Consider the following 14,581-nt stretch of genomic DNA (forward strand, 5'->3'; position numbering starts at 1 on the left):
TCCTTTAGGGTGCCCAACTGTGCATGTTGTCGATAATCAAGCCGTGAAATTCCACGTCTCCATCGTCATGCCAGATTACGTTGTTGTCGCCGCGCAATTTGTTGTACTGCTTCATAGCGTGAAGCATGTCGCTGAACGTGTTTTGATCGTATCCAAGCATCTTGGCGGCATAGCGTGGGTTATTGGTGCTCGCGGCGAGTTCAACGACATCGCCGCTCAACGCATCAGGCACATACTCAAACGGCTGCGCGTCGCCGAGCAGCGTTGATGCGCCTCTATCGCCAGCCCTGGCTGCGCGCGCGGCGTTCAGCCGGGTTTGCCAGGTGGCCGGATCATACTGGACAGACAGCACAGGTTCGCCGTTCGGGTGACTGCCGGTCCTCGCTACGGGATTCCTTAACGGCGTGCTGCTGTAGGGTGACGAAAACAGGCCATTACGCGGACCTTTAATGGCAAGCAGGTTACCCAGGCGAACCTCTTCGAGAAGAGCAAGGATGACCCACCAGCCATCGGTGTCAGGGTTGCGGTCCCGTACGCTATGAAAAAACAGCCAGTTGCGGCCAATGAGATTCCTGACCAGCTTCCGGTCCTCCTCCCACTTCCTGCGATTCAGTGCGGCGATAGCAAGAAATTCCCGGGTCTCCGCACTGGCCCTCTGAAGGTCTGCGGCCTTGCCGAAACACGCTTTATAGTGCCATTCGTCGCAGATGACATAACAGGCACCCGGTGGCCGCTGGCAGAACAGCTCCACGGAGTGCATTTCAAATACGGACAGGGACATAGGCGTGTCGATGGTCTATCTGAAGTCGCTGCCGGGGTTGACAGCAGTCAGATAATTACCGTGCGACAGGCAGTCCGTACATGGGCGACAGCCCAAAGTCTCCACGGCTCTCGATGAAACGGAAAAAAGCGCCCGCAGGAACATTGCGGTTTTTCGCGCCCGTAGCGCGGATGCTCGCGGGCAGCGACCGTACCGCTGGTCTATGACCTTTCCAGCCGCTGGCGGCACTCGCGCAGCAGATCGTTCGCCCGAAGCCGCTGTTCGCGCCAATACGGCGCGTACGTCCGCGAGTGCATCCTCGAAGAGACCAAAAATCGACACCTGCGCAACCGTTGCCGCTTTGGAGAAAGTCGAATGCCCGTTGTGGGTCGGGCGCTGCCCGTCATGGCAAGTAGCCAGCGGCCAGGAGCGGCGACAATGCATCTGCGCAGTCGCCAGGAAATTTGATTTGAGTCGCCGCCCCCTCGCTCCCTTTATAATCCGGCATGACTCCCTCCACTCCCCACGCAGCAACCCGACGAGCGGAACCGCCCACGCGATTCATCGGTTCGCCGATTCCGCACACCTCGGCGACCCATTCGCCTTCCACGCATTTCGAACGCACGCGCCACGAGCCGCACTGGTCGGTCGTATGAAAATACCCAAACGGCTTGCACCGCTTCTTGACGAAGGACTCATCGACGAAGTGATCGGCCAGTTGATGAGCGGCAAGGAAGCAACCGTCTACGTCGTGCGCAGCGGCGACTCGATGCGGTGTGCAAAGGTCTACAAGGACGCGAAGCAGCGCAGTTTCCGGCAAGCCGCATCGTATCGGGACGGCCGCAAGGTCAAGAACAGCCGGCAGGCGCGTGCGATGGAAAAAGGTACTCGCTATGGGCGCCAGATGCAGGAGGAGTTGTGGCAAAACGCCGAAGTCGACGCACTGTTCCGACTTGCCGACGGGGGCGTGCGAGTGCCGCAACCCTATATCTGTACCGATGGGGTGTTACTGATGGAACTGGTGGTCGACGCAACGGGTGACGTCGCGCCACGCCTCAACGACGTCAATCTGACTGAAGCGCGCGCCCTTGAACTGCACGCCCTGCTGCTCAACCAGGTTGTCCGCATGCTCTGCGCGGGTGTGATTCACGGCGATCTGTCCGAATACAACATCCTGCTGGCGGCTGATGGACCGGTGATCATCGATCTGCCTCAGGCCATCGACGCCGCCGCCAACAACGAAGCCGCCTCGATGCTCAAGCGTGACGTCGACAACCTCGCTGCGTACTTCGGACGGTTTGCACCGCAAATTCTCGGCGCGGATTACGGAACGGAGATCTGGGCGCTGTTCGAAGCAGGCGAGCTGAAAGTCGATGTCAAACTGACCGGCCGCATCGAGCTCGACACGCGACCAGTCGACCTCGACAGCGTGCTGCAGGAACTCGAAGAGACACGTCTTGACGAAGACGCGCGAGTGCGGCGACAGCAGGAACTGAGCGCGAACTGATAACCCGTGCTCGATGTACCCCGAAAGGTGCCCCGAAACAAGGTCTTCGACGAATGTTGCACCGGGAACCGGTTGCGCACCGTCAGAATAGTCGAGTTCGGCCAGTTTCCGTCGCTGGACCGAGCGTCGCGTTCGCTTGCCGCGCCACCGCAAATCCGTCCATGTCAGTGGCGATCGCGCAACACGGCGCCGTGCGCATGAAGGCGGATGATTGACGATCTTCTCTTCTTCACGCGTACCCGCCTGGGCGACGCGCTTCCAGTGACTTCACGTCGCGGGACATCGGGCGTATCTGCAACGATGCGGCAGATGAGGTACGCGCTTCGTATCCGGATGCACGGATCGACGTGCGCGTGACGGGCGAGACTGCCGGCAAGTGGGACCGCGCCCGCATCGGCCAACTGCTGATTAACCTGCTTGTGAACGCAGTCCAGCACGGTGCAGGGAATATAAGCGTGGATGCTCTCGGTCATGGTGGGCAGTTGACTCTCGTCGTGTCGAACGAAGGCAACCCGATACCAGCGGCCGCCCTGCCGACGCTCTTTGATCCATTGACACGGGCCAGCCGCCCGCCGAGGCAAAGTGGACCCTCCTCGAGTATGGGCCTGGGCCTTTACATCAGCCGGTGCATCGCACATGCGCACAACGGCACCATACAGGCCGGGTCGAAAGACGGCAGGACGACCTTCACGGTCCAGATCCCCCGTTTTCCGTCGCACGTGCTCTGCCCGGAACGGCCTTGCGCCCCGGAGTTTCACGCCGGGAGCTTGTTGCGCTTCGTCATGCCATTCCAGATCGCTCGCCAAGCCGGTCCCGTGCGTCGAACGGCCGCTGTACTCAAAAAGCTGACTCGGGGCGTGATATGGATAGTGGGTCGGCTAACAGCCATCGGCCCGTTAGCGACCGTCACCAATGCGGGCCCATGCGAGCCTGTCTGACCGCATTTTGATGTATGCCGGATCAGAGGACAGCGCGGGAGAGAGTTCACTCCAGGTTAACTCGGAAGGCGGCCCAAGATAAAGGATGGCGTCGAACTGCTCCTGCATCACAGGAGAGCGGACAGGATCGACATATATCTCCACCATGACGTCGTCGTGCCTAGTGAACATGGCGTGCGGATAATACGATCGAAAGCTCGCCTCTCCGAGCGGAGTGCCGAAAATGAGCGCAAGACTTGGCGTCAGCCAGGAGCTGACGTCGGACTGTAAAGTCGCCGGATCACCAAACACCGGGGTCCAAACAGAATAGACTTTGACGCCTTGGCTTTCCAGCAACGAAACGATGGTATTCGGCAACGGGTTGAATCGTTGCTCTGCCTTCTCTGGGAATTTCAATTGCCAGTACAGGTTCTTGCGCAAAAGGTGCATGCCGCCATAGACGACCAAAGCGCGGCGCTGCCTGGCCAGCACTTCACGTTGGATAATTTCAACCGCACAGGTGTTGCGGTCGCCCATGGCTTTCCAAGCCTTATCGAGATCGTCGGCGCTATTGATTTTCGACCAATCTATCGGCGGATCGCCTAACAAGATGCGAATCTGACGGTCTTTAGGGAGCGAGGCATTCACATCGCGGACTTCACGAAAAAGCCCTTCAAAGACAGGACGATCCCACACATCGTGGGGCTGCGTGGTGTTTTGCCAAGCTTGGCGGAGTTGATTTTCGGGTACGTCATCCCCCGCAACGAACCGGTCCATCATCTCCTGATAAAGAGAATTGCCACTTTCAACTACGATGTCGTTCACGATGTAAGCAAATCGCGGGTCCCGGATCAGCGAAACCCGAAAAGCATATGCTTGCTCACAGCCGTGGCCGCCGTCGCAAAGCGCGACGACATCGTGGGATTTGAAAGCGTCAAGAATAGCGGCGATCGGATCAATCGGACTTGCAGCTATTGTCATCGTGTGGGCTCCATCACTCTGGCGGCGAACGTTACGAATCGTTGACCAAGCATTTATGACGGTCGGACAGGCGACAGGGTTCTGCGTGAGGCATTTGGTTGGGTGTCTGGGTCCAATCAACGCGACCTTCCCTTGTGGGTCGACGTGAGCCGGATGCCTTAAGCGGAAGTCAGCTCGAACGCGCCCTCCCGATCTCACCCGCCAGTGCATTCCCCAATACAGCTCCTGTCGATGATGATGGGCCGCCCGGTTTAATCGGCGATCGGCTCTTCATGCTCCATCGTATCGGCGGAATCAGCATTCTCGACCCGAGTCAAAACGAACTCGGCGACCGAGTTCCAGTGCCTCAATGCGGCCACGCGCCCGTTTTCCATCACGAACTCGAATGTCCTTTGTGGCCATTTCGGGTTGCGAAACTGAAGACCCTTGAGCGGAGTTAAAACTTCCGCAGGAGCCTCTGGAAAGTGCAGCATGAGCTGGTTGTCGCGCCGCAGCTTGATCGCGCACCTGGCGCCGAAAGCAGCCTGGTACGTGCCGGTAAGCTGCTTGAGCACACCTGGCGCAGGCGCGTCCGGAATCCGGACGAACACGGCATCCGTCGCGTCGAGCCACAAACTGACGCGGTCGATATCGCCGAGTGGACTGGTCAGAAACGACATGGACCACGCACCTTCGGCCTCGTCATCGTCGGTATCGAACCGGTCGTAGTGGTAATGATGCAATGGCAGCTTCGTTTGACGGAAACGAAACTGAAGCTGAAAATCGTTGAGTGAGATATGTAGTTGCCCGTAGGCAGGATGCTCGTAGCGACCCACGTAGTCTGCGAGATCGTGTGAGGGCCGCGTGTCTGGAATTGCGCTTGGCCTTACCCGTTCGCGCGACTCGCGCATGTTCTGCTTTGCTTTCAAATGGAACTCGCGCAATGCGTCCATCGAACTCGACTCACCCAGTCCCAGCAGGCGGTCGTAGACGTTGTAGCCGACGGCATTACGCAGCATCGAGCAGTGGTCCCCGATCACGAACACGACTACGCCCAATTTCTCGCGCGGTAAATACGAGACCTGCGAATGGAAGGCGCGGAGATCGCCGCCATGACTCGCAAGCAGATGTCCCCGATACGAAGAGGTTTGCCGGCCCATCCCATAGATTGAATTAATCTCCGGCTCAAAACCAAGGACGTCGCCCAGCGGGTCCGGAAATGCGAGCCCAGGCGCCAAAGTAGCCTGCAGTATCTGCTCCGGAATCACCTTCTTTCCAGCCATCACCCCGTTGTTCATCAACACGGCCAGCCAGCGACTCATATCATCGAGGCTAGAGACGATGCTCCCCGCTGGACTCGACCAGTTCAACTCCGGATACGGTGTCTGCCAGAGCGCCTCACTATCGCGCCTCTCCGTGAACGGTACCGCGTGATTCGGATGAGCCAGCATGTCGGCAACGGTGAAAGCAGTCTGGGGCATACCCACAGGACTCAGAACCTCGTCGCGGACGAATTGATCCCACGACTTGCCGCTTAGCAACTCGATGATGTGGCCCACAGCCTCGTACATCATATTGTTGTAGATAAGCTTCGATCGAAATGGAGCGATAGGCTTCATGAATCGGATCCGGTCGAATAGTTCCTTTTTTGAGAACTCGGCTCTATGCAGGATCATGTCGTACCGGGGCACGCCGGTACGATGACCGAGCATATCGCCTAGTGTCACCGCGGCATCGAGCGACTTGTCGTAAAAGCGCAAACTCGGGACAACATCGCGGATCGGCTGATCGAAGGTCAGCACGCCCTTTTCGACTAGAATTCCGGCGGCAATGGCCGTAAATAACTTGGTGTTCGATGCGATAGGAAACAAAGTTGACGATAAAAACGGCAGTCTGTTTGCATAGTCACGATAACCGTAGCCTCTCGTGAAGATGACTTTTTCGTCTTTCACAATACAGACGCCTATGCCGGGTGCATTCCATTCATGCACCTGTGCTTCTATGTAATCGTCGAAATCGCCCAGATCGCTTAGCATCTACCGTCCTTTGATTCGAAGGTCAGTGAAGACTGGAGCAAGTCAAAAACCGCAAGAAATTCTACAGGGAACAATAAAAAGCATTCGATTAGTGAATCGCTAATGCCACGACTGCGTTCCTGAACGAACGGCCGTTATGGAGAAAATTGAACGACCCTTGTGGGTCGGGTATCGCCCATCGAGGTTGGCGCAGACTGATTTTCTCTTCACTTGAAAGGAGAGTCGAAATGGACGCGATCATCGTCGGCAACGTGCCGCGCGTGCCGTGGAACAATGACAAGCTAACCGGGCAGAAGTCGCCGCTGAAGCTCAACGAGATTTGGGCCATTCGGATTCGCCTGCAATTGGGGGCGAAAACCCGTGATCTGACGATGTTCAATCTGGCGATCGACAGCAAACTTCAAGCGTGCGACCTGACAAAACTTCGAGTCCGCGATGTCTGTCTGGGCACACGTAGCGCTCCGGGCGACCGTTATGCAACAGAAAACGCAGCGGCCGGTGCAATTCGAGATCACCGAGCAAACGCGGCATAGCGTGGGAAACTGGATCAAGGCAGCAGCTCTGTGTCCTTCAGATTTCCTGGTCCCGGGGCGAATACACGCACGCTGTCCGGTCAGGATGAGACATTCGACACACGTTTCTGATTCGTCGACAATCGGTGAATATAGTCAAACCTCGACGGAAGACTTGAGATGATGCTGCGGCCGACAGAAATCCAAATTGAATCAACCCGGCTCTTGATCAAACCGTTCTCGGCCAACGACGCGGATGCTGCGTTCTCGTTCATCACCCCTTCGCTCACCCGTCACATGGCGTGGGAGCCGCCTGCATCCCGGCAGGATTTTGATGGTGTTTGGCGGTCCTGGGTACCGTCGATTGACGATGGGTCAGACTATGTGTTCGCGATACGTCAACGCACCGACGGGAGTTTCCTTGGGTTAGCCGGGCTTCACCGCGTCCGCACCGAGAGCCCGGAACTCGGTATCTGGATTCGTGAAGATCGTCATCGAAATGGGTTTGGCTGTGAAGCTGTGACCCTTGTTGCGCACTGGGCAACGCGAACCATTGGTTGTGAAAGCTTTACCTATCCGGTTGCCGAAGAGAATCGTCCCAGCCGGCGCATCGCCGAATCGCTAGGCGGCGTCATTGTGGAAAGCCGCGCGACGCCAAAGTACAAGTCTGTGGTTTACAGAATTCCTCGCCAGCCAGTCGCAAGCGAGGTATAGGCGATTCTGCCTGTGGACTGGCTTCCGTCGGCCAAGATCGGTCAGTCAAGGTCAACGCCCAGATCGTCAACTGCGTGCGTGTCGGTCGACGCGAGTGTTAGCGACCCGATAACGATGAGCTGCTCCAGCGTTCATACAATGCTGCGATATCCGTGGCACAGAGCAACTTCATCGACTTGCCGATCTCGTCCAGCGGCCAGTCCCACCAGTTCATCTCGAGGAGCATCCCGATCTCATCGTCCGAAAAGCGCTTTCGGATCGGCTTTGCCGGATTCCCTCCGATGATCGTATAGGGTTCAACGTCCTTCGTGACAACGGCGCAACTCCCGATCACGGCACCGTGACCGATGTGAACACCTGGCATGATCATCGCTTCGGAACCGATCCAGACGTCATTCCCGACAACGGTATCGCCGGCGGGTTCGAATGCATCGCAGGCGTCAGCAAACGCCGGTTCTTCCGTCATGTAGAAGAAGGGAAATGTGGTTACCCAATCGTTCCGGTGCCCCTGGTTGCCCGCCATCATGAACGTCGCACCACTTCCGATAGAGCAGAAGCTACCGATGATCAGCCGGTCGACACCTGTGCGGTCTGGCAACAGGTAGCGCGCACAGTCATCAAAGGAGTGTCCGTGATAGTAGCCAGAGTAGTAGCTGTAACGCCCCACGATGATGTTGGGATTGGTTACCTGCTCTGAAAGCGGCTTCCCCTTGAAGGGGCTGTCGAAGTAATTCTTCATAAAGGGACCACGCTGTAGTCTGGGGCGCGTTTATCGTTCGAGCACGCAGGTTACGAGCCGCTGCGTAAATTCGCGACAATCAGAGAGAATTCCGGTCGCTCACGGCGCAGCGTCAAGTTCACATCCTGGCGTCAGCGAGTGGCCATCTACGCCCGACGATCACTTTCGAGCAGCCCGTACAGCGCGCTATCCGACACCTCATCGCCAACTATCCAGCGATCACGCAACAACCCTTCGCGGACAAATCCGAGCCGTTCGAGAAGAAGCGCCGAGGCTACATTTCGTGGGTCGATATCCGCCTCAATCCGGCGTAAATTCAGCGTGCCGAACGCGTGCTCGATCAGCGCGGAAACCGCCTCACTCATATATCCGTTTCCCCAATGCTTGCGTTGCAGACCAAAGCCTATCTCCGCGCGTCGGCATTGCTCGTCTGCATGAAAGAGAGCGCAATCACCGAGCACTTCGCCGGTTGTCTGCAACTCGACTGCACAGATGAAGTCCTGGCCGCCAGCTGACGTCTTCAATTTACGTGCGACTCGATCCGTTGCCTGATCCAGGGACGTCATCGCCGGAAACGAAAAATAGCGCATCGCATCCGCGTCCGACCAGATCGCGAACAGTGGTTGCGCGTCTTCATGACGAAGCGGCCGCAGAACGAGGCGTGGGGTAGTCAGCGTGACGGGCTCGAATAATGGCATGACGGGGGCGGGGCACCGGAAATAGATGACCCCATTAGAGCATGTGGGCCGAGAGCCAACAACCGCACGCATCGAACCGCGTGGCGGCACAGCCTTTGTGCAGCCACTTTCGCGATTTACCTCTGTCGCTTACGGGTCGCGTGCTGCCGGTGATGACACGACACTTGTCGATCGCACAACGATTGGCAAGGTTCGGCCACGAACGCTCCTTCGCAGTCGAATGGCGAACGTCTGCTGATGAGCGACGAGTCGCCACTTGGCGAAGCAAAGGCGACCGACGATTCGTCGGACGAGCCGGCTTCATTTTCAAGCACTGTGCGCGGCGGCTCAGATTTCGATGGCCATTCTGGCCGATAGCGCCGTCCGCTGGAACAGCCGTCCCTGTGCTTCTCGCCATGCCAGTGCTTCCGCAATGGCGAGTTAGCCGCTAAAGCGGTTTGGGTATCGCTGGAAGTCACTTCCAGACAAAAATGGTTATCGCTTCTCACACCAACGCGCGGTTCGCTCGTGTGCATGCGCTCATGCGGACCGATGCGGTCGAAAAAAGTCGACCGGGTTAGGGTCGGCTAAAGATTCCGGCTTCAGAGGGCCACGCCGGAACTTGAGAGGAGTCGGCGGGCAGGGGCACATCGTCCATCAGTGACATGGCCTCTTCAATGCCCTGCCAGAATGACCCGGCGATCCCGGCGCGCTGTAACGTCGTCAGGTGGGGCAAGGCTGCATCGAGAAACCTGCCCAGGACCATCGCCCGCGCGACAAGCGCGCTCACGGTCTTCGTGTTGGCGGTCACGAGCCTGCTGATTCGTTCGAATGCGTCGTTCGCATGGTCCAATTTTCAGATCCGCTCAGAATGCCTGCCAGTCCTCAGCACTGGTGCCGGACGAAGCCAGTGTGTTCCTCTTCGGGGTAGTGAGGGGCGCCGTCTCTCGCCTTGTCAACGCGGCAGGATGGGACGTGCGAACCTTCGGTGCCGGCCGACGCGGTTCGCTCGGCGGGGCAATCACTCGTGACGCGGATGCCCTCCCGTCGTCGACCTTGAAGACGGCCACTGCGTCACGCAACCCTTGGGCCTGCTGGGCCATCGATTGCGCCGCTGCCGAGGCTTCCTCGACCAGCGCGGCGTTCTGCTGGGTCGCCTCGTCCATCTGGGTGACGGCGGTATTGACCTGCCCGATGCCGGTGCTCTGTTCTTCCGATGCTGCCGCGATCTCGCTCATGATGTCGGTCACGCGCTGCACCGACTGAACAATTTCCTTAATCGTGCTACCAGCTTCCTCAACGAGCTTCGAGCCGGCATCTACCCGGGTCACCGATTCGCCGATCAACTCCTTAATCTCTTTGGCCGCCGTGGCGCTGCGCTGAGCGAGCGTGCGGACCTCGCCGGCCACGACGGCAAAACCCCGCCCCTGTTCGCCGGCGCGGGCCGCCTCGACCGCGGCATTGAGCGCGAGGATGTTGGTCTGGAACGCGATGCCTTCAATCACGCTGATGATCTCGGTCACCTTGGCTGAGCTGTCGGAGATCCCGTGCATCGTCTCGACCACGCGTCCGATCACTTCCCCGCCGCGTTGCGCGATACCCGACGCCGTACTGGCCAGCGCGGTCGCCTGCTTCGCGTTGTCGGCGTTCTGGCGGACCGTTGCCGTCAGCTCTTCCATGCTCGAGGCGGTTTCCTCGAGGGACGCGGCCTGCTCTTCCGTGCGCTGCGACAGATCGGTGGTGCCCTGCGCGATTTCGCCTGCGGCGACCGAGATCGACTCGCTGGAGGTCTTGATGCCCTGCACGATGGCCGTCAGCCTGTCCCGCATTTCAGCGAGCGAGCCCATGAGACTAACGCCACCCGAGAACGGTACCTTGACGTCGACCAGGAGATTACCTCTCGCAATTTCCTGTGCGACAGCCGCTGCAACTGCGGGGTCTCCACCAAGTGAGCGACTCACGCTGCGCATGAGTAGCAGCATGACTCCCGACAGCAAGAAACCAACTAAAATTACGGAAGCCAAGCCTTTTATCAGGTCGCGTTCAAACGTTGTGTCAATATCGTCAACGTAGGCACCTGTATATACATGCCAGTCCCACGTCGGCAGATAGGCGCTGTACACCAGCTTATCAACCGGTTTCGTCTGCCCGGGATGTGGCCATTGATACTGCGTCAGGTGATTCGCTCCTGGGTCATTGCTTCTTATGACCTCGAGTGCGACGTGCTTCCCGTTCGGATCAGTCGAGCCGGCGGCGCTCTGATTCTCGAGTTTTGGGTTTGTCGGATTCAGGATTCTGACCGCGTTCGAGTCGTAGATTCCAAAATAACCGCTGCCATCGGCACCATATCGCATCGCCCTAAGCTCCGAAATTGCATTGGATTTCGCGTCCGACTGCGAGATGGCGCCTGAATCAGCTAGCTGCTTCCAGCGCTCAGCGGCGCTCATTGCAGTCTCGACCTCTTGTTGCAGGGCGACTTTGCGTCCCTCCATTAGTGACATCCTGTTGAGCCCTGACTCGGTACCTGCGACCGCCAGAAGGCCAAGAATCAATAAGGCCATCATGGCCCGCAGATTGGCGTTCAGTGTCCGTACTCCCATGTTTTTCTCCGTAGGACTGGTTGACATCATATGTTGCATCTAATAACGTTCATGCAACATTCGTTTACCGGTTATCGACTGAACTGCACAATACTTAAGAGTTTCTGAACGTTTCGCGATCGCCATGACGGACGCACTGGTGAGCCTTGCTGCGGCAGGACTCTTGGCGGTCTCAAGAGTCAAGTGCAACGTTTAGCTAATCCAGCTTTCTCTAACTCTTTAGCCATTGCTTCCTCGGGGGAGTCCCAGCCGAGCGTCTGGCGAGGCCGCCCGTTGAGCAATTTGGCGATGTCATTGAGTTGGGTCTGCGAGAGCGTCGAAAGGCCCGTGCCCTTTGGCAGAAACTGACGCAGCAAGCCGTTGCTGTTCTCATTGCTGCCGCGCTGCCAGGGCGCGTGCGGATCAGCAAACCAGATATCGATATTGAGCCGCCTGGAGAGGCTCGACATGGCAGGCCATTTCCGTTCCCCGATCGTAGGGCAGGCTCTCGCGAAGAAAGGCCGGCAACTTCTTCATTTGCCGCGAGAAGCCTTCCAGCGCATCCTTGGCCGTACAGCCATCCATGCGGCACAGAATCACGAAGCGCGTCTTGCGTTCGACCAGCGTGCCCACGGCGGAACGATTAAACGCACCCTCGATGAAGTCGCCCTCCCAGTGCCCCGGCAACAACCGTTGCTCGATCTGCTCGGGGCGATATTGGATGCGCAAATCCTCGGGAACATAGCTGCCGCCAGCAAGCGTCGTGCGCCGATTTTCGCGCGCCGGTTTTTCCTGGCGCAAGGCTGCGATCATGGCCGGTTTCAGCGAGCCACGTGCATAGGTGTAAATGGCAGCGTAGACCGTCTCGTGGCTGACGTGCTGACTTGGGTCGTCCGGATACATGGCCCGCAGTTTCGCAGCGATTTGCTGCGACGACCAGCGCCAGTAGATCAAGCGATCATGCACATGCCGATAAAGCGCGCTGCCTTCGATCAACTTGCGCGGCCGCACACAGCGCCGACGACGTCGAAGCGCTGCGCACCAGCAGCCCCGCAATAGTTCTTATGCTGCCGCCCTTTCGATGTTCGATCATGATCGCCGCGCGTTCTTCCGCACTCAAATGCTTGCCCGCGGAATATCATTCGGCGATGCTCGAACTCACCAATGCCATCCTCGCCACACTCGGCCACGGATCGTCCGGGCGGGACCGACCATTGATCGGCCCAAGTCGGGCCTCGCCCCTTTGAGCGAGCCGGAACGGCCGCTTTTGAATGGGATGAAGACGTTCTCAAAAATTCGCCGAAGGGCTGGAACGGGTCGAACTCGCCCGACTGTAATATGCCCGGTTCGCCGATAAGCTTTCGCTCGCTCATTCCGGCAAATACGCACGCCCGGTGGTATTTTTGGTGGTATCCGTACCGGCAAAATTCCTCAAACCCGCTCAAGCAAAGCGATAGCAGGGGGCTTTTCATTCCGGCCCTGCCATCAAACAATCTTCCCGATTCCCAATCGTCCGGAAGACATCGCCAGTCGCATCTCCCATCACGAACCCTTTAGCCACACCGGGATCATTCATCCAGGCTGGTAAGCACGCCCTCGCCGCCTCACTCCCGACGGTGGAAAGTACCTTGCGACACAGAGCCCGTAAATGATCAGCGCCGCGACCGTGTAGGACACGAATCGCGCCGCAAAGAACAGCAAGACTACGACGATCGCGGCCAGCAGCATTTCCAGTCTCGGACCGAGCGCCGACAGTTGCCCGCCGCGCGCTTCGAAGGCGGTCCCCAGCAAAATCAGCAACGGGATCAACGCGAGCACCATGTGGATCGGCTCGAGGATCGGATAAGCCACGAGCATCGTCATCGACGCGAGCGCGTAGTCGATGCGGCTGTCCCGATGGCGGCGAAACACCAGATACGCGGACAGCAGGCAAGCAGCCAGCACCAACGCATGCGAAGCAATCGACAGCAACGTACCGGACACCGGCATGCCGATCGTCGCCGATAGCGTCTGCAGCGCGCCCCTCACGGCATTGTTCATCGGCGCCCCGCCACCGCTCATCGCCAGTGCCATGCCGTTCAGGCGCGGCATGTCCGACACGAAGTAGTGCCACAAAACGTCGAAGCCGAGGCGCGCTCCGGTGATCAGCGTCAACGCAATCGCAACGACGCTCGCCATCACGAACGTCCGCCATTCGCGACGCAGCAACAGCAGGCCGGCGACGGCCACGGGCGTGAGCTTGATCGCGATCGCAAAGCCAAGAAAGAGTCCAGCGGCATAACCTTTGCCACGCTCGATCAGCGCGAAGGTCGCAATCAACAGGAAGAACAGCAGTTCGTTCGATTGGCCGTCGTAGGTATCTTCGACGAGCGGAAAGCTCAGCAGCGCGACCGCCACCAGCAGCAGATTCACGCTGCGCTCCGTGCCGCGGTACGCCATCGTGACGACGAGATACAAAGCCACCGAGAACAACACGATCGACGCACTCGCCCAGACGATTTTCGCGGCGAGCGGCGTCAGCAGCGCGAGCGGCGCAAACACCAGCGCGAACTGCGGCGGGTAGGCGTAGAAGATGTCGTCGCCCGTCGAGCGCGCGCCGATGCCCTGCAAAAACGCGATGAGCGCGTCGTGATCGTACAGGCGCGCCGGGTCATGCAGCACGACGTTGAAGGCGTACAGGTAGAAATTGAAATCGCCGAAGGCGTCAGGGACGTTGCCACGAAACTTCGCGACGACGTGAAGGATACGCAGCGCGAGGCAGGCTACCGCAATCAGCAAAAGGAGCGCGGCACCCGCGCCGAAGTTCGACCTGGTCCGTACGGCGCCTGCGTTGAACATGGTGTCTCTCCGCGGTACGTCAATCAACGTGGGAGTTGCTGCGCCCATGAGACCCGCGCTAGCGGGGGCGTACCAGCAGACCATGTCGCCGGTATGGTCCGGGGATGGCCGGCATGGCCAGCCATGCCGGTTTCGTGCCGGACGACCGGACAGAGATTACCGATTCGCAAAAATCGATCTGTGCGCTCGCCCACACGAGACCGACCAATGTCGGGAACTTCGGCGCGCGAAGATCGTTCGTCGGCGGCGAATCGCCGTGTTCGCCGCGGAATACCACGCGTCGCGCCGATCGGCGCTTATCGGCTCGCGGCCCCCCATACCAGCGCGCGCAACCTCGCGGCG

Annotated in this window: 12 protein-coding genes and 2 pseudogenes; 4 read left to right on the forward strand and 10 right to left on the reverse strand. The window is 58.8% G+C overall.

Annotated features, from left to right (window positions below):
* Nucleotides 1-4: 4 nt before the first annotated feature.
* Nucleotides 5-781: a hypothetical protein gene (locus OKW27_RS25090; protein WP_429335192.1), complete on the reverse strand. Its 777-nt coding sequence runs from the start codon at nucleotides 779-781 to the stop codon at nucleotides 5-7.
* Nucleotides 782-1,412: 631 nt separating this feature from the next.
* Here OKW27_RS25090 and OKW27_RS25095 point away from each other — a divergent pair.
* Nucleotides 1,413-2,267 carry a PA4780 family RIO1-like protein kinase gene (locus OKW27_RS25095; RefSeq protein ID WP_429336594.1) on the forward strand — a complete coding sequence of 285 codons (855 nt, stop codon included), beginning with the start codon at nucleotides 1,413-1,415 and terminating at the stop codon, nucleotides 2,265-2,267.
* A 164-nt stretch (nucleotides 2,268-2,431) separates the two neighbouring features.
* Here OKW27_RS25095 and OKW27_RS25100 read toward each other — a convergent pair whose 3' ends face one another.
* Nucleotides 2,432-2,740, reverse strand: a complete 309-nt coding sequence (locus OKW27_RS25100; RefSeq protein ID WP_429336649.1) for a hypothetical protein — start codon at nucleotides 2,738-2,740, stop codon at nucleotides 2,432-2,434.
* Here OKW27_RS25100 and OKW27_RS25105 point away from each other — a divergent pair.
* Nucleotides 2,687-3,205 carry a sensor histidine kinase gene (locus OKW27_RS25105; protein ID WP_429336595.1) on the forward strand — a complete coding sequence of 173 codons (519 nt, stop codon included), beginning with the start codon at nucleotides 2,687-2,689 and terminating at the stop codon, nucleotides 3,203-3,205. The two genes, OKW27_RS25100 and OKW27_RS25105, sit on opposite strands and share 54 nt — an antisense overlap.
* On the opposite strand, the gene OKW27_RS25110 is transcribed toward OKW27_RS25105, so the two are convergent.
* Both OKW27_RS25110 and OKW27_RS25115 read right to left on the reverse strand, forming a co-directional pair.
* Nucleotides 3,164-4,165, reverse strand: coding sequence for a hypothetical protein (locus OKW27_RS25110; RefSeq protein WP_429335193.1), 1,002 nt, complete (start codon nucleotides 4,163-4,165; stop codon nucleotides 3,164-3,166). The genes OKW27_RS25105 and OKW27_RS25110 overlap by 42 nt on opposite strands.
* Before the next feature lie 251 nt (nucleotides 4,166-4,416).
* Nucleotides 4,417-6,180, reverse strand: a complete 1,764-nt coding sequence (locus OKW27_RS25115) for a serine hydrolase (protein WP_429335194.1) — start codon at nucleotides 6,178-6,180, stop codon at nucleotides 4,417-4,419.
* Between the two features lie 227 nt (nucleotides 6,181-6,407).
* Here OKW27_RS25115 and OKW27_RS25120 point away from each other — a divergent pair.
* Together OKW27_RS25120 and OKW27_RS25125 are read left to right on the forward strand one after the other, a co-directional pair.
* A pseudogene (locus OKW27_RS25120) lies at nucleotides 6,408-6,780 on the forward strand (integrase); the annotation flags it as partial.
* A 92-nt stretch (nucleotides 6,781-6,872) separates the two neighbouring features.
* On the forward strand, nucleotides 6,873-7,406 hold the full coding sequence (locus tag OKW27_RS25125; protein WP_429335195.1) for a GNAT family N-acetyltransferase: 534 nt from the start codon (nucleotides 6,873-6,875) through the stop codon (nucleotides 7,404-7,406).
* A 97-nt stretch (nucleotides 7,407-7,503) separates the two neighbouring features.
* Here OKW27_RS25125 and catB read toward each other — a convergent pair whose 3' ends face one another.
* From catB to OKW27_RS25155, 6 genes and pseudogenes are all read right to left on the reverse strand, one after another.
* Nucleotides 7,504-8,145, reverse strand: a complete 642-nt coding sequence (catB, locus tag OKW27_RS25130) for a type B chloramphenicol O-acetyltransferase (protein WP_090801522.1) — start codon at nucleotides 8,143-8,145, stop codon at nucleotides 7,504-7,506.
* A 146-nt stretch (nucleotides 8,146-8,291) separates the two neighbouring features.
* Entirely contained in the window at nucleotides 8,292-8,843 is a 552-nt protein-coding gene (locus OKW27_RS25135) for a GNAT family N-acetyltransferase (protein ID WP_090801523.1), read from the reverse strand.
* Between the two features lie 556 nt (nucleotides 8,844-9,399).
* Nucleotides 9,400-9,675 carry a hypothetical protein gene (locus OKW27_RS25140; RefSeq protein ID WP_090801524.1) on the reverse strand — a complete coding sequence of 92 codons (276 nt, stop codon included), beginning with the start codon at nucleotides 9,673-9,675 and terminating at the stop codon, nucleotides 9,400-9,402.
* 13 nt (nucleotides 9,676-9,688) lie between these two features.
* Nucleotides 9,689-11,422: a methyl-accepting chemotaxis protein gene (locus tag OKW27_RS25145; RefSeq protein ID WP_429335196.1), complete on the reverse strand. Its 1,734-nt coding sequence runs from the start codon at nucleotides 11,420-11,422 to the stop codon at nucleotides 9,689-9,691.
* A 179-nt stretch (nucleotides 11,423-11,601) separates the two neighbouring features.
* Nucleotides 11,602-12,494: pseudogene (locus tag OKW27_RS25150) on the reverse strand (IS30 family transposase).
* Nucleotides 12,495-12,973: 479 nt separating this feature from the next.
* Nucleotides 12,974-14,239, reverse strand: coding sequence for a glycosyltransferase family 87 protein (locus tag OKW27_RS25155; RefSeq protein ID WP_429335197.1), 1,266 nt, complete (start codon nucleotides 14,237-14,239; stop codon nucleotides 12,974-12,976).
* Nucleotides 14,240-14,581 lie beyond the last annotated feature (342 nt).

Source organism: Paraburkholderia sp. 35.1, from assembly GCF_050436525.1.
GTDB lineage: Bacteria > Pseudomonadota > Gammaproteobacteria > Burkholderiales > Burkholderiaceae > Paraburkholderia > Paraburkholderia tuberum.